Origin of the sequence: Vibrio sp. RE88 (assembly GCF_013113835.1) — a bacterium.
Lineage (GTDB): Bacteria > Pseudomonadota > Gammaproteobacteria > Enterobacterales > Vibrionaceae > Vibrio.
In genome coordinates this window covers 219,762-241,033 of record NZ_VTYQ01000002.1, presented here as the reverse complement: position 1 = coordinate 241,033, position 21,272 = coordinate 219,762, and the positions used below count along the sequence as shown (strand labels likewise).

At 45.9% G+C, this 21,272-nt stretch carries 17 protein-coding genes; 9 read left to right on the top strand and 8 right to left on the bottom strand.

Features of this window, described 5'->3' with window-relative positions; genetic code table 11:
* Positions 1-2: 2 nt before the first annotated feature.
* A complete protein-coding gene (locus F0265_RS04670; protein ID WP_171747996.1) occupies positions 3-1,625 on the top strand; it encodes an ABC transporter ATP-binding protein in 1,623 nt (540 codons plus the stop codon).
* Between the two features lie 65 nt (positions 1,626-1,690).
* On the opposite strand, the gene F0265_RS04665 is transcribed toward F0265_RS04670, so the two are convergent.
* Complete coding sequence (locus F0265_RS04665) at positions 1,691-2,590, bottom strand: LysR family transcriptional regulator (RefSeq protein ID WP_171747995.1); 900 nt, start codon at positions 2,588-2,590, stop codon at positions 1,691-1,693.
* A 167-nt stretch (positions 2,591-2,757) separates the two neighbouring features.
* Here F0265_RS04665 and F0265_RS04660 point away from each other — a divergent pair, with 167 nt between their 5' ends.
* From F0265_RS04660 to F0265_RS04640, 5 genes are all read left to right on the top strand, one after another.
* On the top strand, positions 2,758-4,449 hold the full coding sequence (locus F0265_RS04660; RefSeq protein ID WP_171747994.1) for an L-lactate permease: 1,692 nt from the start codon (positions 2,758-2,760) through the stop codon (positions 4,447-4,449).
* A gap of 141 nt (positions 4,450-4,590) precedes the next feature.
* Positions 4,591-5,730: an FMN-dependent L-lactate dehydrogenase LldD gene (gene lldD, locus F0265_RS04655; RefSeq protein ID WP_064486423.1), complete on the top strand. Its 1,140-nt coding sequence runs from the start codon at positions 4,591-4,593 to the stop codon at positions 5,728-5,730.
* Positions 5,731-5,937: 207 nt separating this feature from the next.
* Positions 5,938-6,726 (top strand): PhzF family phenazine biosynthesis protein, encoded by a 789-nt coding sequence (locus F0265_RS04650; protein WP_171747993.1) that lies wholly within the window; start codon positions 5,938-5,940, stop codon positions 6,724-6,726.
* A 169-nt stretch (positions 6,727-6,895) separates the two neighbouring features.
* Entirely contained in the window at positions 6,896-7,657 is a 762-nt protein-coding gene (locus tag F0265_RS04645; RefSeq protein ID WP_171747992.1) for a hypothetical protein, read from the top strand.
* A 181-nt stretch (positions 7,658-7,838) separates the two neighbouring features.
* Complete coding sequence (locus tag F0265_RS04640; RefSeq protein WP_171747991.1) at positions 7,839-8,456, top strand: triacylglycerol lipase; 618 nt, start codon at positions 7,839-7,841, stop codon at positions 8,454-8,456.
* Between the two features lie 149 nt (positions 8,457-8,605).
* Here F0265_RS04640 and choV read toward each other — a convergent pair whose 3' ends face one another.
* Genes choV through betI form a run of 6 tightly spaced genes read right to left on the bottom strand, consistent with a single transcriptional unit; the run spans position 8,606 to position 15,451 of the window.
* A complete protein-coding gene (gene choV, locus F0265_RS04635; RefSeq protein ID WP_171747990.1) occupies positions 8,606-9,793 on the bottom strand; it encodes a choline ABC transporter ATP-binding protein in 1,188 nt (395 codons plus the stop codon).
* Positions 9,794-9,795: 2 nt separating this feature from the next.
* Positions 9,796-10,638: a choline ABC transporter permease subunit gene (gene choW, locus F0265_RS04630; protein ID WP_006961210.1), complete on the bottom strand. Its 843-nt coding sequence runs from the start codon at positions 10,636-10,638 to the stop codon at positions 9,796-9,798.
* A gap of 48 nt (positions 10,639-10,686) precedes the next feature.
* Positions 10,687-11,625, bottom strand: coding sequence for a choline ABC transporter substrate-binding protein (locus tag F0265_RS04625; RefSeq protein ID WP_171747989.1), 939 nt, complete (start codon positions 11,623-11,625; stop codon positions 10,687-10,689).
* A gap of 28 nt (positions 11,626-11,653) precedes the next feature.
* Positions 11,654-13,354, bottom strand: coding sequence for a choline dehydrogenase (gene betA, locus F0265_RS04620; protein ID WP_171747988.1), 1,701 nt, complete (start codon positions 13,352-13,354; stop codon positions 11,654-11,656).
* 19 nt (positions 13,355-13,373) lie between these two features.
* Positions 13,374-14,834, bottom strand: a complete 1,461-nt coding sequence (gene betB / locus F0265_RS04615) for a betaine-aldehyde dehydrogenase (protein ID WP_171747987.1) — start codon at positions 14,832-14,834, stop codon at positions 13,374-13,376.
* Positions 14,835-14,854: 20 nt separating this feature from the next.
* Complete coding sequence (gene betI, locus F0265_RS04610) at positions 14,855-15,451, bottom strand: transcriptional regulator BetI (RefSeq protein ID WP_171747986.1); 597 nt, start codon at positions 15,449-15,451, stop codon at positions 14,855-14,857.
* Between the two features lie 469 nt (positions 15,452-15,920).
* Here betI and F0265_RS04605 point away from each other — a divergent pair, with 469 nt between their 5' ends.
* Positions 15,921-16,625 (top strand): transporter substrate-binding domain-containing protein, encoded by a 705-nt coding sequence (locus F0265_RS04605; protein WP_171747985.1) that lies wholly within the window; start codon positions 15,921-15,923, stop codon positions 16,623-16,625.
* 15 nt (positions 16,626-16,640) lie between these two features.
* On the opposite strand, the gene F0265_RS04600 is transcribed toward F0265_RS04605, so the two are convergent.
* Entirely contained in the window at positions 16,641-17,837 is a 1,197-nt protein-coding gene (locus tag F0265_RS04600; RefSeq protein ID WP_171747984.1) for a hypothetical protein, read from the bottom strand.
* A gap of 349 nt (positions 17,838-18,186) precedes the next feature.
* On the opposite strand from F0265_RS04600, the gene F0265_RS04595 reads away from it, so the two are divergent.
* Both F0265_RS04595 and F0265_RS04590 read left to right on the top strand, forming a co-directional pair.
* On the top strand, positions 18,187-20,139 hold the full coding sequence (locus F0265_RS04595; RefSeq protein WP_171747983.1) for a S8 family serine peptidase: 1,953 nt from the start codon (positions 18,187-18,189) through the stop codon (positions 20,137-20,139).
* Positions 20,140-20,625: 486 nt separating this feature from the next.
* Positions 20,626-20,823, top strand: coding sequence for a hypothetical protein (locus tag F0265_RS04590; protein WP_171747982.1), 198 nt, complete (start codon positions 20,626-20,628; stop codon positions 20,821-20,823).
* The last annotated feature ends 449 nt before the right edge of the window (positions 20,824-21,272 follow it).

Here is a 21,272-nt window from a genome sequence, read left to right as displayed (position 1 = left end):
AAATGTCACAGATGCCAATTCTAGAGGTTAAAAACCTTTCGGTCAGCTTTACAACTAACGACGGTATTGTAGACGCGGTAAAGGATGTTAACTTCGAACTCTTTCAGGGTGAAACGCTCGCTATCGTAGGAGAATCCGGTAGTGGTAAATCCGTTTCGACCAATGCCCTGATGCAGTTACTACCAAATAATGCCATTGTTCACTCCCAATCCAGCATCATCTTTGAGGGTGAGCAACTGGTCGATAAACCTGAAAAAGATATGCAGTCCATTCGCGGCGACCGCATTGGTATGATTTTTCAGGAACCAATGACTTCTCTCAATCCATTTATGCGAGTGGGTATTCAAGTGGCGGAAGCCATCATGTGTCATCGCCCAGTATCCCGTTCTCAGGCTAAACAAAAAGTACTCGAGCTGTTTAATCTGGTTCATCTCCCAAACCCGGAGCAAGCGTACACTAAGTACCCACACGAATTCTCAGGTGGTCAGCTACAACGTATTATGATTGCGATGGCGCTGATCAACGAACCTGACATTCTTATCGCTGATGAGCCGACTACAGCGCTTGATGTAACAGTACAAGCAGAAGTACTGAATCTGATCAAAGAGATTCAGGCTAAAATGGGCATGGCTATTCTGTTCATTACGCACGACTTAGGAGTCGTAAAACACCTTGCTGATCGCGTCATCGTTATGTGTAAAGGCGATGTGGTTGAGGAGGGCCAGTGTCAGGCGCTGTTTAACAACCCGCAGCATGATTACACAAAAATGCTGATCAACTCGATTCCGAAAGGCAGTAAAGATCCGGTAGAAGATGGCGCTCCGCCATTACTTAAAGCCGATGATATTCGCGTCAAGTTCCTGATAAAGTCTCATTTTATTCAGAGTAAAAATGAGTACTTTGAAGCGGTTAAAGGCATTTCCCTTGAGCTTAAACAAGGCGAGACCTTAGGTATTGTCGGTGAGTCTGGTTCAGGAAAATCGACGCTCGGCCGTGCACTTATCGGCCTACTGCCTTGTACGGGTGGCATTGAGTTTAAAGGTCAGGACGTTAAAGCACTAAGCGAGAAAGAACGCTTTGGGCTTAAGAAAGACATTCAGATGGTTTTCCAAGACCCTTATGGTTCTCTATCCCCGCGTATGACCGTCGGTGACATCATTACTGAAGGTCTAACAGTGCATCAGCCTCAGATGGGCCGTGCTGAACGTATGCAGCGCGCTCGTAAAGCATTGGAAGAAGTGAGACTGGACCCTCACTCGATCAACCGCTACCCACATGAGTTCTCTGGTGGTCAGCGTCAGCGTATCGCAATTGCTCGCGCTTTGATTCTAGAACCTTCATTTATTCTTCTGGATGAACCTACGTCTGCACTCGACCGCTCTGTACAGTTGACCGTTATCGACCTGCTTAAAGATATTCAGAAAAAGCACAACATCGGCTTCCTGTTCATCAGTCATGACTTGAGCGTAGTGAAAGCACTTTCTGATCGCGTACTAGTGATGCAGAAAGGCGAAGTGATGGAGGAAGGCACGGCCGATGAAATCTTCCACTCCCCGAAGAACGACTACACTAAGATGCTTATTGATGCGTCTTTCGATTTAGACGAAGAGATCGTCGCAGCGTAGTAAATAGAAATACATTGGTTTGGCCGCCAATCAAAGCCGATGCATGGATGCATCGGCTTTTCTTTTTAGAAATAGTGTGAAATAGCCAGATAACGAGCCCGAATGTGCTCAATCAGCAGCTTAACCTTATTGGGTGGTTGACGAGTAAACGGGTACACCGCGTAAATTCCCAGCCGCTTACCGACCAACTCAGGAAACAGATCCACCAGCTGACCATTGCGAATATCGTGATAAACCAAGCATCGCGGTACATACGCAATCCCATGCCCTCCCAACGCCGCTTTCCTCAATGCCGTCGCATTGTCGGTCGAGAAAGACCCAGATACCTTCACAATATAGTTGCCCGATTTTGACTTAAACTCCCACTCTGAAGCACCAGTGGTTTGATAGGCGTATTGTAGGCAGTTGTGTGTGACAAGATCTTCAGGCTGAATCGGTTTTCCATTACGTGCAATGTAAGAAGGTGATGCGCAGACCACCCATTGAGAATCAAGAATATGGCGAGCAATGAGGCTGGAATCTTCAAGATACCCTGTGCGAATCACTAAATCATAACCACCCTCTACTAAGTCAACGAAGCGATTATCAAGGGACATATCGACCGTTAAACCCGGGTGTAAATTGCAAAACTCCGCTACTGCATCAGCCAAAATTAGATCGCCAGAGATTGAAGGGACCGACATTTTGATGTGACCGCTGATATTCTCACCAAATCCTGATACCGCATCCATTGCTTCCTGAGCGGCTTGCTTCACATTTTTCGCGCCGTGGGTCAGCGCCTTGCCAGCCTCCGTTAGCGTCAATTTACGCGTAGTTCGATATAATAGTTGAACACCAATTTCTTCTTCTAATCGAGCAATCCTTTTGCTAACTACCGAATTTGTAAGGTTATTTATCTCTGCCACCTTACTAAAACTACCCAGTTCTACGACCTGAGAAAACAAGATTATATCGTCCGCACGCATACCATTATGTCATTTTTGGAATTAATTATTTTCATTATTTCCCTATATCAATAAAAAAGAAAGGGGTAAATTCACCTCGAATTAACACAAATATCACAATTATAAAATCTAAGAGATTCTTGAGAATCCTGATTTGTAAAAGTAAAAGCCTGTACGAGGATGTACCAATGAGTGAAACTTTACTGGCCTTAGTGGCCTTTTCGCCGATAGTTGTTGCGGCTATATTATTAGTCGGTCTCAACTGGCCAGCTAAACGCGCAATGCCTGTCGCTTTCGGATTGACAGTTGTTATTGCCCTATTCTTCTGGGATATGTCTACTACCCGAGTTCTTGCCTCTATTTTCCAAGGATTAGGCATCACTGTCTCTGTTCTATGGATTGTGTTCGGCGCCATTTTCCTGCTCAACACACTGAAGCATACCGGCGCGATATCAACCATCCGCAATGGATTTACCAATATCTCGCCAGACCGTCGAGTTCAGGCGATCATCATCGCTTGGTGCTTTGGCTCTTTCATTGAAGGCGCCTCTGGTTTTGGCACCCCAGCGGCCATTGCTGCTCCGCTTCTGGTCGCGATTGGCTTCCCTGCTCTTGCTGCCGTTCTAATGGGCATGATGATTCAGTCTACACCCGTGTCTTTCGGTGCCGTGGGCACTCCGATCATTGTCGGCGTGAACAAAGGTCTAGACACACACAACATTACCGAAGCGCTTGTGGCTAACGGCTCAAACTGGGACGCATACCTTCAGCAGATAACGTCCAGCGTTGCGCTGATCCACGCTTCTGTGGGTACTCTGATTCCTGTACTGATGGCGATGATGCTAACGCGCTTCTTTGGCAAGAACAGAAGCTGGACAGAAGGCCTAGACATTCTTCCATTTGCCGTTTTTGCAGGCCTTGCTTTTACTATTCCGTACGCATTAACAGGTGTGTTCTTGGGCGCAGAATTCCCATCACTTATCGGTGGTCTGGTTGGCTTAGCGATCGTGGTTTCAGCTGCTAAGCGTGGCTTCCTTGTTCCTAGATCAACGTGGGATTTTGAAGACGAGAAGAAATGGCCTGCAGAATGGTTAGGCTCTCTTAAGATTGATCTGGCGGATTCTAAAGACAAGCCAATGAGCATGGTTATGGCTTGGCTGCCATACGTGCTTCTAGCTGTCGTCCTAGTAGCGAGTCGTGTCAGCGCTGAGTTCAAAGCCATGCTACGTAGTGTGAGTTTGTCGTTTGGCAACATTCTTGGCGAAGCTGGCATCAGTACTGCGATCCAACCTTTATATCTGCCTGGTGGCATCTTAGTGTTTGTCGCTTTGATTGCCGTGCTACTTCAAGCACGCAGTGCAGCCCCATTGACGAAAGCGTTTGGTGAATCGAGCAAAACATTGATTGGGGCGGGCTTCGTACTAGTGTTCACGATCCCAATGGTACGTATCTTTATCAACTCTGGAATCAACGGTGCTGATTTAGCAAGTATGCCTGTTACTACCGCAAACTTCGCTGCAGGTTTGGTGGGTGAAGCATTCCCAGCACTCAGTGCAACAGTTGGTGCTTTGGGTGCATTCATCGCAGGCTCAAACACCGTCTCTAACATGATGTTTAGTCAGTTCCAATTTGAAGTTGCCCAGACGTTGTCTATTTCAAGTGCAGTCGTCGTCGCTCTTCAAGCCGTCGGTGCTGCAGCAGGTAACATGATTGCGATTCATAACGTTGTAGCGGCTTCAGCAACCGTCGGCCTTCTGGGTCGTGAAGGTGCGACGCTGCGCAAGACCGTTATCCCAACGTTCTACTATCTTGTAGTGACTGGCGTTATTGGTCTGGTTGCCATTTATGGTATCCAAATTACCGATGCTCTAATGAAGTAAACCTTTTCGCGTTAATACCTGTCCCTGACAAGACTGGACACTAGTGTCGAATAACTGCGGGTATTAACGCCTTTTTAATCTAATAAAGATGTCGTTCCAGCCTTATCTAGGCCCCCAATATGTAAATGTAGGACTGAATTTATGATCATCTCAGCTTCAACAGACTACCGCAAAGCGGCTAAATCTAAACTTCCGCCGTTCTTATTCCACTATATTGATGGTGGTTCTTATGGAGAGCACACGTTAAGACGCAATACCGAAGATCTCGCGGATATTGCCCTCAAACAACGTGTTCTCAAAAACATGTCTGATCTGAACCTGGAAACCGAAATCTTTGGTGAAAAATTCGCTCTACCTATTGCTCTATCTCCAGTTGGTCTAACTGGTATGTACGCGAGACGTGGTGAAGTACAGGCCGCTATTGCAGCGGAAAACAAAGGCATCCCATTTACGATGTCGACCGTGTCCGTCTGCCCTATTGAAGAAGTCACACCAGAGCTCGCAAGACCCATGTGGTTTCAGCTCTACGTTTTGAAAGACCGCGGGTTCATGAAAAACGTACTTGAACGCGCGAAAGCAGCTGGAGTCACAACGCTCGTCTTTACGGTTGATATGCCAGTGCCGGGGGCTCGCTATCGTGACATGCATTCTGGTATGAGCGGGCCAAATGCCGCAATGCGCCGAGTCTTTCAAGCGATGCGTCACCCTTCTTGGGCATTCGATGTCGGTCTGTTTGGTAAACCGCACGACCTAGGCAACATTTCAACCTACCGCGGTGAGCCAACGAAGCTCGAAGACTATATTGGCTGGTTAGGTGAAAACTTTGACCCTTCTATCTCGTGGAAAGACCTCGAGTGGATTCGTGACTTCTGGGATGGCCCAATGGTCATCAAAGGAATTCTCGACGAGCAGGACGCAAAAGATGCAGTTAAATTTGGCGCTGATGGCATTGTGGTTTCCAACCACGGCGGTCGCCAGTTAGATGGAGTTATGTCATCTGCTAAAGCACTACCAAGCATTGCTGATGCTGTAAAAGGGGATCTGAAGATCTTTGTTGATTCTGGTATTCGCACTGGTCTGGATGTAGTCCGAATGCTCGCCTTGGGTGCAGATTGTGCCATGCTAGGCCGCTCTTACATCTATGCACTTGCAGCACAGGGACAGGCAGGCGTAGAAAACCTTCTCGATCTGTACGAAAAAGAAATGCGCGTTGCCATGACACTTACTGGCGCGAAAAACATTCAAGAACTGACTAGAGAATCTCTGGTAAACTTCAAATAACAACTTGGGCAGTACATTCATCATACTGTGCTGCCTAACTTTCTCCCTTCCTAATTCTTGCGCCCATCCCAGTTCCTATTAACAGCATGTAACAAAAGTATTATCCTTTGCGAAGGCACTCCCACTCACGGTGTGTAAACCATTACAAAAGATCGACCATGGGAATATAGTTTCAAAACACATACACAAAAATGATTGGAGAGAAGTATGGAACTGGAGATGTTCACCTGCGATGCATTTACAACTCAACGCTTTAAAGGGAATTCCGCGGCAGTAGTTCCTCTAGCTGATTGGCTCAGCGATGAAATAATGCAAAACATTGCGGCAGAAAATAATCTTTCTGAAACCGCTTTTGTTAAACCCACTGGTGCTAACCGATATGAGATTCGCTGGTTTTCTCCCGTCACGGAGGTCGACTTTTGTGGCCACGCGACACTCGCCACCTCCTATGTGCTTTATCAATTTTTCGCTCTGAATGGAAAAATCGAGTTTGAAACACGACATGTAGGCTCACTAGAAGTTGAAAAAGACCTGTCTGGGCGAATATTAATGACATTCCCAAATCGGAAACCAATCGAATCTGAAGTACTGCCGGAAGTAATGGAAGCACTTTCCATTCAGCCAAGCCACGTACTAAAAAGCCCACAGGCCTATTTCGCTTTCTATGAGAATGAGCAAGATATCATTGAGGTTCAGGTTCGTCGTGAATATTTAGAAAAGCTGGCACCTTATGACTTAGTGGTTTCAGCCGAAAGCCAACAATATGATTTTGTCTCTCGCTACTTTTGGCCAGATGTTGGTGATTGTGAAGACCCTGTCACGGGTTCCATTCATGCCGGACTAGCTCCCTACTGGGCTGAGCAACTTGGCAAACCCAATCTCGTGGCCTACCAAGCCTCAAAAAGAGGTGGCACGCTCTATTGCCATGTACAAGACGACTCTGTAATTGTGTCCGGTGACGCCGTCCTTTACTCGAAAAGCAAAATCTATATTTAATCCAAGTACTTTCAGGGTAGGCACCTATTGTCTACCCTACTAAAGCTCACTTCCCGCCTGTAAAAGAAACATCTCGACACATAATAGAACACTGTTCATAACCGTTTTCTGACATTTCATAGATAGTCTGTCTTGGTCATTTTGAACGATGTTTTTTAGGGCAGGTATTATGAATACATTTTTGAAGACCTCACTGGCTGCGGCAATTTCTCTACCTCTTTTAGCTGGTTGTGTCACCCCAGGCGAAGATGATCCCAATGCGCTCACAAAACAAGGTGCTGCTGGCGGTGCGCTTCTTGGCTTAACGCTTGGAGCCTTAACGGGTGATGCTGAACTCGCAATGAAAGGCGCGGTGGCCGGAGGGGTCGCCGGTGGCGTTACTGGTGCATCAGCCGACATTCAAAACAACCGCGAAGGGATACGTTCAGAAAGCAGGGATCAAGCCATTGCTAATATAGCCAACGGGAATAACGACAGCAGCCAAACACAAAATTGGGAACAGTTGGATAACTTTGTTGGAAACTGGAATGTAAACATCCAAAACCATCATCAGGAACTTTCTGGTGTAGATCCAATTAATGCAGAGGGCAAACTGGCAAGAACCACTCAGGCCGATGTGACTTTAGTTAATGATCAAGGCATCAACTTTACTGCGGAATTCTCTTTCACTCCGGAAGCAGGCTATCAGTTAAACCTAGTTAATAACGCAAAATCCGTCGCAGTCAATTTTGCGGGAGAATTTCAACCGCAAGCAAACCGTTACAACTTCTATCCGACCAATGTGAGTGATGTTATTTACGAAGGGGTAAACTCGGCAGACATCCACGTTGAGCTTGGCTTCGCTGGAAACAATATCTGGACTATCGACAGCTACGCATTCATCGATGGCCATCAAACCAAACTACAGACTTTCCGTTTCACTCGCACTTAATCAGGCGATCTAATCATTTGCCGCTAAACACCACATTGTCGATTTAGCGGCTTATCACTGAGTACTCTCTCTAACTCACTGCGCGATTATTGTCTGCTGAGCATCAAATATCCAATCTGTCACTGGCTTACATTGAGCAGAGTTGGCAAAATAAAACATAGATTTTGTAATGAGGAATCCGATGAAAATAATCATTCTTCATGGTCTGTACATGCACGGAATCGCGATGCAGCCACTTAGCCAAAAGTTGCGCTCTTATGGCTATAACACTCAAACCATTAGCTACAACAGTGTGTCTATTGATGAGCATAAAGTTTTCAGCACAATAGACTCAGCACTCTCTCACACCGAGCCTAACGTTTTGGTCGGCCATAGCCTTGGTGGCCTGATAATCAAACATTACCTCGCGTCTCGACGACCAGACGAAAAACAGATTTCACACGTTGTTGCCGTCGGCTCCCCCCTACGGGGAGCATCGATTGTTAGCCGTATTCAAGATTTAGGGATGGGGGCTGTCTTGGGTAACGCAGCGGACTTTGGACTGGAAGAACACGATGACGTCTGGCGCTTCCCACAAAAGCTTGGCAGCATTGCCGGAACTATGGCTGTAGGGGCCAGAGCCTTGTTAATGATGGGCAATCAGACACTATCGGATGGAACGGTGACAGTTGAAGAGACCACGATAGACGGCATGACCGACCATATTGAAGTTCACAGTGCTCACACGAGCATGATCTACACCTCTTTCGTGCCAAAACAAATTGACCAGTTTATTCGAACGGGTCTGTTCAGCCACTGAGGTGGGGCCCCCAATGGCTACGCTCAGATAGCTTAGCCATTATTTGTTCGTTCAAATGCTCGCTGGAAGGCACAGCTAGCAAAGAGAAGAGCGGTAAGTCTATCAACCGTGATTTGTAGGTTGTTTACCTACTCTTCTCTACTGCACATTTACGCTGCTTGTGGCTTATGGTGCTTTCCCAACAAACCTGCGTAAAAATCGCTGTCGTCTAGCACACCAATTAGCTCACCATTCTCAACTAACAGAATTGGCTGACCACTCCGCTGTTTCAGTTTGATCGCCTCGCGCATACCGATGTCTGGGCTAGCGATTACCACAGATTCTTTATCGATATCGCTCAGTTTTATCTCATCATCACGCCAATCAACCAGTTTAAGATCGGCTTTGTTGTCTAGATGCAGTTGGTTGTTACGTTCTTCAACCCAGACTTTCTGCATCGGACAGATCTGCCATCTCGCGTCTTCCTGCTCTAACTCACTTGCGGGTTGCATCAGAGAGCGACCTTTTAGCACATTAAGCGGGTTCGTGTGAGAGACAAAATCTTTAACATAGTCGTTTTCTGGAGATAGCACGATTTGCTCTGGCTTGCCGTGTTGAATCAGTTTTCCCGATTCCATGATGGCAATGTTGTTGCCAATTTTAAGTGCTTCGTCGAGATCATGGCTGACAAACAGAATCGTCTTATTAAGCTTTTTCTGCAGCTGGATAAGCTCATCTTGTAATTGGGCGCGAATCAATGGATCAAGCGCAGAAAATGGCTCGTCCATTAAGAGAATATCGGTGTCCATCGCGAACGCTCTTGCTAAGCCAACACGCTGCTGCATACCACCAGATAACTCATGCGGATACTTGTGCTCCCAGTCTGAAAGCTCGACCATTTCCAGCTGCTCACGTGCTTTCGCTCGTCGTTCAGCTTTCGGCATACCTTGCATTTCAAGACCAAATGCAACGTTGTCGAGCACGGTCAGCCATGGCATTAAGGCAAACTTCTGGAATACCATAGATACTCTATGAGTGCGCAGGTGTCTTAGCGTTTCGTCATTGCAAGAAGAGAGCTCGACTTGATTATCGCCATCCTTGATTTGCAACGAGCCGCGGCTGATAGAGTTCAAACCATTCACTGCCCTAAGTAGGCTTGATTTACCTGAACCAGATAAACCCATTAACACACAGATTTCGCCTTCTTTAACGCTCATGGTGACGTTATCGACACCCACAACCTGCCCTGTTTGATCGATAATTTCCTGACGTGCTTTTCCTTCATCCAGTAGAGATAAGGCCTTCTGTGGCTGATCACCAAATACAACATCAAGGTTTTGAATCTTAATCGCATCCATGATTACACTTCCTTCTGATTTGGAGATTTACACAAGCGATCTAGGATGATCGCAACCAGCACAATAGCGAGACCAGCTTCAAAACCCTGAGAAATATTCACAGTGTTCAAAGCGCGAACAACTGGTTTACCCAGACCATCTGCCCCGACTAGAGCGGCAATCACCACCATGGAAAGCGACAACATAATACATTGGGTGATACCCGCCATAATGCTTGGTAGCGCCGCAGGTAGTTCCACTTTGAATAACAGTTTCATTTTGCTGGCACCAAATGCCTGCCCTGCTTCGATCAACTCTTCCGGCACTTTGGTAATACCCAGATAAGTCAGGCGGATAGGCGCAGCGATCGCAAAGATGATGGTCGAAATTAGCCCAGGAACGATGCCCAAACCGAACAACACCAAAGTTGGTATCAGGTATACAAAAGTAGGAACGGTTTGCATCAAGTCCAATATTGGCCGCAATAAGGTATATAGCCACGGTCGATGCGCCGCCATTACGCCAACTGGAACGCCAATTAATACGGAAATCGTTGTCGCAGCAAATACTAAGACAAAGGTTTCCAGCATTTCTTGCCAGTAGCCAAGGTTCAGAATCGTCAGAAGTGCACCGATGATAAACAGCACGAGAGGAATGCTGCGATGTAGGTACCAAGCAATAGCCGCGGTAAGAAGAATAGGCAACGCCGGTGGCATCCACTTAAAAATATCGACAACAAAAAGAATGATGGTTTCAAGAAAATAAGAAACAGAATCGAAAAAACCTGCTGCATTCATTGTCAGCCAGTCGACGCCCGTTTCCATCCATTCACCCACAGGGATTTTGTTGTTGGTAATAAAATTCACAATAAAACCTTACGTTGTTAGGTGGGCGAAAACGCCCACCTAGTCACTTTATGCATTTGATTTGACGTAGTTGATTACAGCTTCTGCTGCATCACTACCAGAGAGAGTCTTTACACCTTTAAGCCAAGATTTCACTTGCTCTGGGTTCGCTTGCAGCCACTTAAGAGCCGCCTTTGATGGTTTGACGTTTTGGTTGAGGATCGCTTCCATCAACTCATTCTCCATCTCTAGGCTAAATTCTAGATTCTGAAGCAGCTGACCCACGTTTTGACATTCATTTAGATAGTTAGAACGTACGTTGGTGTATACATTCGCGCCACCGTAGTTCGGGCCGAAGAAGTCATCACCACCGTCTAGGTATTCCATATCGACATTGCTGTTCATTGGGTGTGGTGCCCAGCCGAGATAAACAATCCACTGGTTGCGACGAGCCGCTCGTGATACCTGCGAAACCATACCCGCCTCACTAGACTCAACGAGGCTGAAATCTTTAAGGCCAAACGCATCACTATCAATCATTGACTGAATCAGGCGGTTTCCATCATTGCCAGGCTCAATGCCGTAAATTCGATCTTTAAATTTGTCGGCATTTTTTGCTATGTCAGCGAAGCTTTTTACGCCCGCATCATAAACATATTTAGGTACGGCTAACGTGTATTTCGCGCCTTCAAGGTTTGCTCGAACTGTTTCTACTGTTCCGGCTTCACGGTATTTAGCGATATCTCCCTCCATGGTTGGCATCCAGTTGCCAAGGAAGATATCGATATCACCGTTTGCCATTGACGAGTAAGTGACGGGTACAGACAGTAAATCTGTTTTCGTTTTGTAACCCATACCTTTAAGCAGTTCGCTAGTGACTGCTGTTGTAGCGGTAATATCAGTCCAGCCTACATCTGCAAATCGAACGGTTTCACACTGGTTGGCATATGCCGCTGTTGCCATCGTGCTAAGAGCGATAGTCGACAGCGTTTTTGTCATCATAGACATAATAATTTCCTTGTAATATTTACTGACTTTACGAGATAGACGACACGTCTCTTTTCGGTGTCTTGGTTCTCTGTTTTTCTTCCCAGTCCGGAGCAATCCATACTGGTAATTCTTTCCCTTCAATCAGAGGCTTACCCAATATCAAATCAGCAGCACGTTCCGCGACCATGATGGTCGGTGCATTGAGGTTGCCATTTGGAATCGTTGGGAAGATAGAAGAGTCCACAACTCGCAATCCTTCGATGCCACGGACTCGACATTGCTCATCCAATACTGACATCGGGTCATCTTCTGCCCCCATCTTGCAACTGCATGATGGGTGGTAGGCACTCTCCACGTTTTGTTTCACCCACTCATCAATCGCTTCATCAGTTACGATGGTTTCACCCGGCTGAATTTCGCTACCGCGATAGGCGTCCATGGCTGGTTGAGAAAGGATTTCACGGGTCAGACGAATACAGTCACGCCAGTCCTGACGGTCTTGCTCCGTTGAAATGTAGTTAAACTCGATTTTTGGTTTGTCACTTGGATTAGTTGAGATAATAGCGACACTTCCGCGGCTCTGTGGTTTGTTCGGACCGACATGAACCTGAAAACCATGACCATCAAACGCCGCCTGACCATCGTAGCGCATCGCCGCTGGCAGGAAGTGATATTGAATGTTCGGCCACTTCAGCCCTTTGCGAGAACGGATAAATGCGCATGACTCAAAGTGGTTCGTTGCGCCTAAACCTTTACGGGTCAGGATCCACTCTGCACCGATCATCCCTTTGCTTACGAGACCTAGTTTACTGTTGAGCGTAATTGGTTTTTCACAGTGGTACTGGAAGTACACCTCAAGGTGATCTTGAAGGTTCTCACCTACCCCCGGCAAATCATGTTTTACTTCAACACCAGCATTTTTGAGTACTGATTCAGGTCCAATGCCTGACAATTGCAACAGTTGAACTGACCCGATTGAGCCTGCACTCGATACCACTTCTTTATTGGCATAACTCTTGACGATTTTTCCAGAGCGTTCGAACTCTACGCCAATCGCTTTTTTGCCATCCAGTAACACCTTGTGGGCAACAACACCTTTAATTAGTGTCAGATTAGAACGTTTCAGTGCGCGTCTTAAGTAGGCGTTAGAAGTGGAAGCACGGACGCCTTTATCCACCGTCATGTGCATAGGGCCAAAACCTTCCTGCTGATAACCGTTGTAATCTGCAGTTTCCGGATAACCCGCTTCTTTACCCGCTTCAATAAAGGCTTGATACAGTGGATTAAGTTTCATGTCGTTACCATTACAGGTTCCGACCGGACCGTTTCCTCCACGATAATCATCTTCACCACCGTTCCATGATTCAGCACGGCGGAAATAAGGTAAACAAGACTTGTAGTTCCAACCTTTTGCTCCTTGTTCTTCCCACTCGTCAAAATCACAGGCATGACCACGGACATAAACCATTCCGTTGATTGAAGAGCTGCCACCCAGCACTTTACCTCGAGGACAATGTAATTTGCGCCCATCCAAGCCCTCTTCAGCGATGGTCTCAAATTGCCACGCGTACTTTTCTGTATTCATCGGGTAAGACAGTGCGGTCGGCATTTGGATGAAAATGCTCTTATCCGTCCCGCCAGCTTCGAGCAAAAGGACTTGATGCTCGCCACTTTCAGACAACCGGTCAGCCAGTACACAACCAGCCGAACCCGCACCAACGATGATATAATCGTAGCGTTGCTCCATTTTCTATCTCCGTTGCTGCTTAAGCGTAAGGGCTGGCGTAATCGCCAAGTTCAATTAGGACACTCTTTGTCTGAGTGTAATGGCGAAGCGTTTCCGGTCCATTTTCACGGCCGATACCGGAATGCTTATAGCCACCTACCGGCATTTCAGCTGGAGAGTCACCCCAAGTGTTAACCCAGCAAATACCCGCTTGCAATTGGTGAATCACTCGGTGCGCGCGAGACAGGTCTTGTGTAAATACACCGGCAGCTAAGCCATAAGAGGTATCGTTAGCTCGCTCAATCACATCCGATTCTTCTGAGAATTTCAGAACAGACATAACGGGGCCAAAAATTTCATTTTGAACGTGTGGCATGTCATCGGTGCAATCGGTGAATACCGTCGGAATAACAAAATTGCCATTCTCCAACCCATTTTCTTCGACTTGATAGCCGCCCGTCAGAAGCGTTGCGCCGCTTTGTTTCGCTTCTTCAATAGCCCCTAAGACTTTGCCCAGATGCTCTTTGGAGATCAGGGCACCGATTTGGGTGTCCATATCCATTGGGTTACCCACAATGAGCTTTTCAGTTCGCTCTTTTAACTGACTAACAAACGCATCGTAAATCGCTTCATGAACGTAAACACGTGTGCCATGGGTGCACACTTCGCCTTGGGTATAGAAGTTTGCAACCATCGCAGCAGAAACCGCATTGTCTAGCTTGGCATCATCAAAGATCACCATTGGCGATTTGCCGCCGAGCTCCATCGTGACTTGTTTTAGTGTCTTGGCACTATCCGCCATAACAAGTTTGCCTGTGCCCGATTCGCCCGTGAATGAGACTTTTGCAATCTCTGGGTGTGCCGTTAGCATTTGTCCGACACGGTGGTCTCCCTGCAAAACGTTAAACACGCCATCTGGTAGACCTGCTTCAGAGAAAATTTCCGCTAGTTTTAAAGCAGTCAGCGGTGTTTCTTCCGACGGTTTAAAGATCATTGCATTACCTGCCGCCAAAGCTGGCGCCGATTTCCACATTGCAATCTGGATTGGGTAATTCCATGCACCAATGCCAGCACAAATGCCGAGTGGCTCACGACGTGTATAGAAAAACTGATTCTCACTCAGCGGTTGCTGCTCACCCTGCATTCCAGGCACCAGACCCGCAAAGTATTCGATGACATCGGCGCCTGTAACAATATCCACTTCAATCGCTTCCTGAAGCGGCTTACCTGTATCAGCCACTTCCAAGGCAGCTAACTCATCATTGCGCTCACGCAAGATTGCAACGGCTTTAAGAAGAATACGGCTGCGCTCCATTGGAGTCATTGCAGACCAAACTTTAAAGCCTTGCTTGGCTGATTCGATCGCGCGCTCTAAGTCTTGAGGGCTCGCCTGGCCAATAGTAGCCAGCGGCTCGCCATTGGCAGGGTTGTAAGTTGTAAAGCTTTCACCTGATGTTGCGTTACATGCGCCGCCATCGATGTATAGTGATTTCATATCCATTTGATAGTTCTGACTTTTCGTTATTTTTGAGAATAGAAAGTAAGTTGCTTGTCCAGATAATCGTTGATGATCAATCTGGCTTTATCGGCATCTATGCCATCTGGATTCATTGTCCCGCGGAGCCAGATCCCATCGATCAAGGCAGCGATACCATGAGCAATGATTTCTGCCTGATCTTTTTCAAACAGCGCTTTCAGCTCAATTTTTAAGTGAGAGAGAAGTCGCTTTTCATTGACACGTTGAAGGCGTTTGAGCTCAGGCTCGTGAACAGAATAGGACCAGAATGCTAACCATGTTTTGGCCACTTTGTTTTCAGCTTGATAGCCAACAAAGTTGCCATCAATGATGGCGTTAATACGCTGTTGATGGGCATGTTTTGGTAGCTTACTCAAACGCTCTGTCACGGTAGTAGAAAGCTGGCGAAGTACCTCTCTCATGGTTTCATGAAGTAAACCCTGCTTTCCGCCAAAGTAGTGATTAACAATGCCCGTCGATACGCCTGCTTCTTTGCTAATCAGTGAAATACTCGCAGCGTGCAAGCCGACTTTATCAATCACTGTCATGGTGGCTTGAACCAGTTGAGGCTTCCTGATGTCTGGCATCCCTACCTTAGGCATTACCGCATTTCCTTTTTTAATTGAACGTTCAATTAAATATAAAATGCCTGAAAATTAGTTAGTACTCAAACTATTTTTCACAAAACCGATACATTAAACCTAAATTTTAGAGAATTTTGATTAATAATTCGATCAATCAATTCAGACAAAATCAATCAATACGCAAAGCAGGAAATACATCCGACAAGCTGAAGAAACCAACATTAAGACCCAAAATATCAATAAGATAGAACCAAACGAGTCACTTAGGCGCTTAAGTACAAGGCGGTATATGATCGCACAAGAATCACTCACCTAATGCGATAACTTTGGCTGCTCTTCAATTTATTATTTAGAACACTAAAGATAAGAATTCTTTCGTTCTGTAAAAATAAAACTGACGAAATAAGCATCAACTTGAAACTAGTCAATCAGCACTTTATTGACTATTTTAAGAACAGTTCACTCATTACATGGGGCTGAAAAAGGCATGAGGTTGTTTTTACTGGCTTTTGTTCCATTTCTTGCACTGGGTTCCTCAATCACCGTAAAGGGGACCCAAGACGTATGGCCACCTTACTTTGAAGAAGCGCCAAACACGGGAAAGGCGCAACTGATTTTGATTGATATCTTTGAACAATCGGGGTTTCAACTCGACATTAAGCTGCAGCCTTGGAATCGAGCTTTGAAGAGCGTGCGAACAATGGAGAACGATGTCATTTTGGGCGCTTGGAGAACAGGAGAAAGAGAGCGCTTTCTTTATTTCAGCCAGCCTTACTACTGGAATGAAATAGTGGTGCTGAGTCAGCGTGAAAGCCCAATACAGTATAGTGATCACGAGAGCTTAACTGGGCTCACCATCGGTGTTCAACGAGGCTACCGATACAGTGATGATTTTGAACAGCTTACCAATTTCAAAAAGTATGAAGTCAGCAGTGCAGAAGAAGGGCTGGAAAAACTGATGAAGCAACGCGTTGACGCTATATTGGTCGACAAGAACGTGCTGTCCTACACGTTAGAAAAGGCCAAGATAAGCCGCGACCTTTTCCATATCAGCACGACTCATTTCAGCTGTATTCCTTTACATGTTGCAACAAGCAAACAAAATAGCGCCATTAAAAAACACATAGATAAAATCAACGCCACCCTCTCTGAGAGGCTGGTGGCAAACCCCTGCACACAAGCGAGACGCTAATTCTGCACTCACGGCTTAATCCAACACTAAACTTCTCTGAATGTGAGATGGCAGTCGTCCGGAGTTATAGCGCCAATGAATCGCACCTAGTACAGAGACATCATAATACCTAGCGATCCAAGCTTTCCCTTTTACGCTCTGTAGAAATGAGGTCGGTAGCACTTCGACATATGACCCGGGGTTGTAGTTTACAATCCCGGCTTTTTGGGCGATGGCCATAGACTCGTGAAAGCTATGCATTCCGCCACCAATTAGATACCCGACAATCGCCAGCATGTACTGTTTGCACAGTTCAGCATTCCAAGTGTGCAAACCACCAAACGCACACGCAGCTTGAAGCAATGTACCTGTCGTTCCCGAAATACCTGCCCCAAACAAGAGGTTACGAACATCAACATCATCATAGAAACTATCTGCGGTGGCATGGGCCTCTCTGTTAGGGTCTCGCTCAAACATATCGACACCTCGGTTGCGGCTCTGAGTAACTGTTCCAACGATATCCTGACTCGACGCAGGTACAATCCCCCCTACCGTACTTGCTGGTGCTGCTGATCCAGATTTTTTACGACGGCCACGATAGCGGCTGTCATCAAACCAAGCTTCTCGGACTTTGTTAGCTAACACAGCGTATTTGACTTCTTCAGGCCCTTTGAGCTTTGGCAAAATTTTTCGCCCAACCGCATCATGAATCGCGAGCTTCTGCTCCAGCGTTCCACTATCTAGTGCTAGGATCAGTTTTTCCCAAATGACCGAGGCGGAAATATCTTTGGCTCTTTCCTCACTGATTCGGCCGAACCCCATTCTTCCACCTGTAAAGAAATAATGACCAATCTGCGCTTTGACCATTTCAGTGACACCTTCAGAATCGTTACGTTTATGAGCCTGAAGATACTGCTTAACACCAGTTGAAACCTTATTCACCGCTTCTTCTGTATACTCTGCAACGCTCAGTGCCATTACACCAAGCACCGACTGTGCCTCTGCACGGCGTGCCTGACTGATATTCGTGTCATAAGGTTTTAATCGGAATTTTCCCTTACCCGCGTTGAAGCCGGTGTGTTCACCTGTTTTGGCATAAACAACTTTAGAGTCTAACGTCACTCCCCACGGTACATAAGATTCCTCTCGACTGCGTGGAAGCCTACCGTCCAGAGTCGTTTTTTTAATGTATCCACCTTCGCTATCGAAATCCCGCACTAAAAATTCATACATGTGTTTATTACTCCACTCTGGCATATCAATTTACCAATATACGAGTAGACCTTAACAACTGCCAAATGATTTCAGTCTTAAATCAATGATGAGAGATGGATTCAATAATTGGGTGAATTATTCGTGCTACTTACAGCTGGAATTAGATCTATTAGCTCAACTCCTAACCCTAGAAAATTTAATAAAATTATAAAGTTAATGATTAACACTCCGTATTTTGGGTATAGACTCACACCTCCTCCCTTTTTGACATCACTCTGTCAAAACTTCAGCGCAGACCGATAGAAAACTTGGCAGCATTTAATATCGAACCCCATACCTAAAAACAATTGTTGTAAAAGGAAATAAAATGATAAAGCACACTGCGTTGTTCACGGCTATGTTGGTCGCAGGCTATGTTGCGCCAACTCATGCGGAAACCGCACAAGGTGAGACCTTGGCACCCAAATCTTGGGTCGTCACTGGATTCGTTTTCAAAGATGGTACAATTGAAAGCGACATTCAAAACGTTGAATCCAAATTGAACCATCAAGCCACTATCCTTAGTAATTTGAAAGGCTTTAAAGATTATACTGACCATGCGCTTCTCTATACCCGCTACCAAGCGGCGGGCTACACATTTTTAGTTGGTCCGTTTCCTTCTGATTTCTCTTACGTTGAAAGCTTTCAAAAACAAAATGCTAGCCTAGGTCTTATTGAACCGATAAAGGTTGGTGAGGAAGAACTCGATATTAATGTTGAGTCAATCCTATTGTCCCGCTCAGAAACACAGCCCGGCGATGCCTATATCAATAGCTTCTGGGAGCACGGAATTACGGGTACCGGTTACACTGCGGCTGTGCTCGACAGCGGCACCGATATTGAGCACCCTGCATTTGTTGATAAAAATGTGTTGGTAATGGGCAGTGAAGGGAATAACGGAGACGATTATAACTGGCCAATGAAAAGAGAATGGCTAAAAACGGCAGGGAGTCGACACCTAAGAAGCACACACGGCACCGCTGTTGCTGGCGCAATGGCTGGGAACTCCTCAATCAGCCCTCATGACGGTATCGCCAAAGACGCTGATGTTATTAGTGGCTATGCGGGTTCAGCCTCAGATACCCTCTTGCCAGGTGGGGATGGTGAGTTCGCACAAATACTTAGGGAGCTAAAATCCGCTAATCTGACCATGTCGAGTTTATCCTACTTGGCAAACTACGATGCTGTATCACTTAATTACAGCTTTGGTAATGGACGGATACTCACTCCTGTAGAACAAAGCTCACTAAACCAATGGCAAACGTGGTCTTTCTGGGCAAGATACTTCGATGCGGTCAGTTACGAAAATGATTTTCTACTTTCAAAATCTGCCGGTAATGATGGTTCAAAGTACCCCGATGGTAGTAGTGCTGAAGAGCCACAACCTTATTCCATCAGTAAACCCGGAGATAACTATAACGGCTTAACAGTAGCCAATGTAGACACCACTCTAGTAGATGGCCCAACTGAAAAGACCACTGATAGAAGCCAGCACTCAATACGTGCAACAAGCAGTCGCGGGCCAACTACTGATGGTCGACGTAAGCCAGATATCGCTGCTCCCGGCCATGACACTCGAACCGCCGCGCCAGATCCCAACGCATACACTTATGAAGGGCCGTTCAAAGACCGCTTTGTAGAGAGCGAATATAAAGATTATGACGAAGATACAATCACACGACTTGCGACCGGGACGAGTCTCGCGTCTCCGCACGTTGCTGGTGCCACGGTACTTGTAAGACAAGCACTAGAAGAGTTAAACAACCACCAATACCAAAAATTCTCTCCTTTGGTAAAAGCCGTGCTGATCAACAGTGCAGATAACAGTTCGCGCGATGTGTTATCTGAAGATCTTCCTCAGTACTGTGATTCTAATGGCAACTGGTGCCCTTCTCGCGGCTGGGGTTATATGGATTTGACTCAGGCATATAGCGAATACGAGAACACCAAACAATTTGAGCTGCGCCCGTGGTCCAGATCGAAATCATATCGAGTAGTCAACAATGACAAGAACTTTAAGGCAACTCTGGTCTGGGAACACAAAAATTTCGATGATGCCAGTAAGTTACTCTCCGTCGATATGACTCTATATAAGGACAACAGCAGATATGAGATACAGTCCGACCACAGCGAAGGGATTCACAATGTGTTACAAGTCCAAACGAAGCGCCGAACAGATCTCTGCATTCAAATTGAAGCTAGCGAAAATGGAACATTCACTCCCTACACCATGTCATTAGCATCAAATACAAAGTTGATACCTGTCCGTTCGTGTGACTAGGTATCGTACTCTATTTCTAATAGACAAAACACCGAGCGTAAAGCTCGGTATTTTTGGTTAAGTACTGTACTTAAAAGTTAATTGGAAACATCAGCAGTATGGGATTATATGAGATGTTTGGTGCTTTAATTTACTGCAGGAACACATACCTACTCCTTACACGAAAGACATGTCGACGCTTTTCATTGTGCGTCGCCATTTTTGAGTCGGAACTGCACTAAACTGTTCAACGCACTTATCTACCGAAACATACCTTCTTATCTCAATATATGCTCATTTATTAACTTTATTGCAAAGGCATCTATCATTTACACCCATGATGTATTAATGTTTTGCGCACTTATCTACTTATGGAATAAATCAAAAGTTATGAAAGTCGTATTAATAACTCTTGCAATGTTACTTTCCTTTAGTTCTATCGCGGCAGAAGTTCCAGTTTCACAAATAAAATATATTGCCCCATGGCCTACGCATGTTGACATAACTATGGCTACGACAGGCATCGACCCCGAAGGTTGTGGCTCCAAAAGCTTTTACAGGGTCGACCTAGTAAGTGATGTAGGTGCTGATGCGAAAGTGGCGACATTATTAGCCGCGTTTATGGCAGGAAAACCAGTAGGCTTACACATTGCTGGCTGTGTTAGGGGGGCACCTAAAATAAGCGGTGTGCGCTTATACAAGTAGAAAACATAGCGATAAAAGCACAGAAAAACTCTGCGTAATAACAAAGTAAAACAGGCGAATAAATGAAAACAACTCTGACAGCAACAATTGCTTTGACTCTTCTAAGTAGCAATTCAGCGTTCGCTAAACGCTACTGGCCAACGGAAATATTAAGCGAGTGGACTTTATATCTAAACAATGGAGTCGCCTATATATCGTCTCCACAGTTTACGAAACATTGTGACCACTTAAGAGGTCAAATAAACTTGGACGGGACTGAGTTTAACAAAGCACGGTACGCTTATGCACTGTCAGCAAAGGTAAAAGGTATGTTGTGGATAACCAGCAATCAGTTTGCATAATTACTGGTCTGCAAGAGCTGTGATACAGATTAATCAGATAACGTGCACTTTAAATACAGCCCCAAAACGCCGAGGCTACACTCCACTAGTACGAGGTGATAAGTCCTG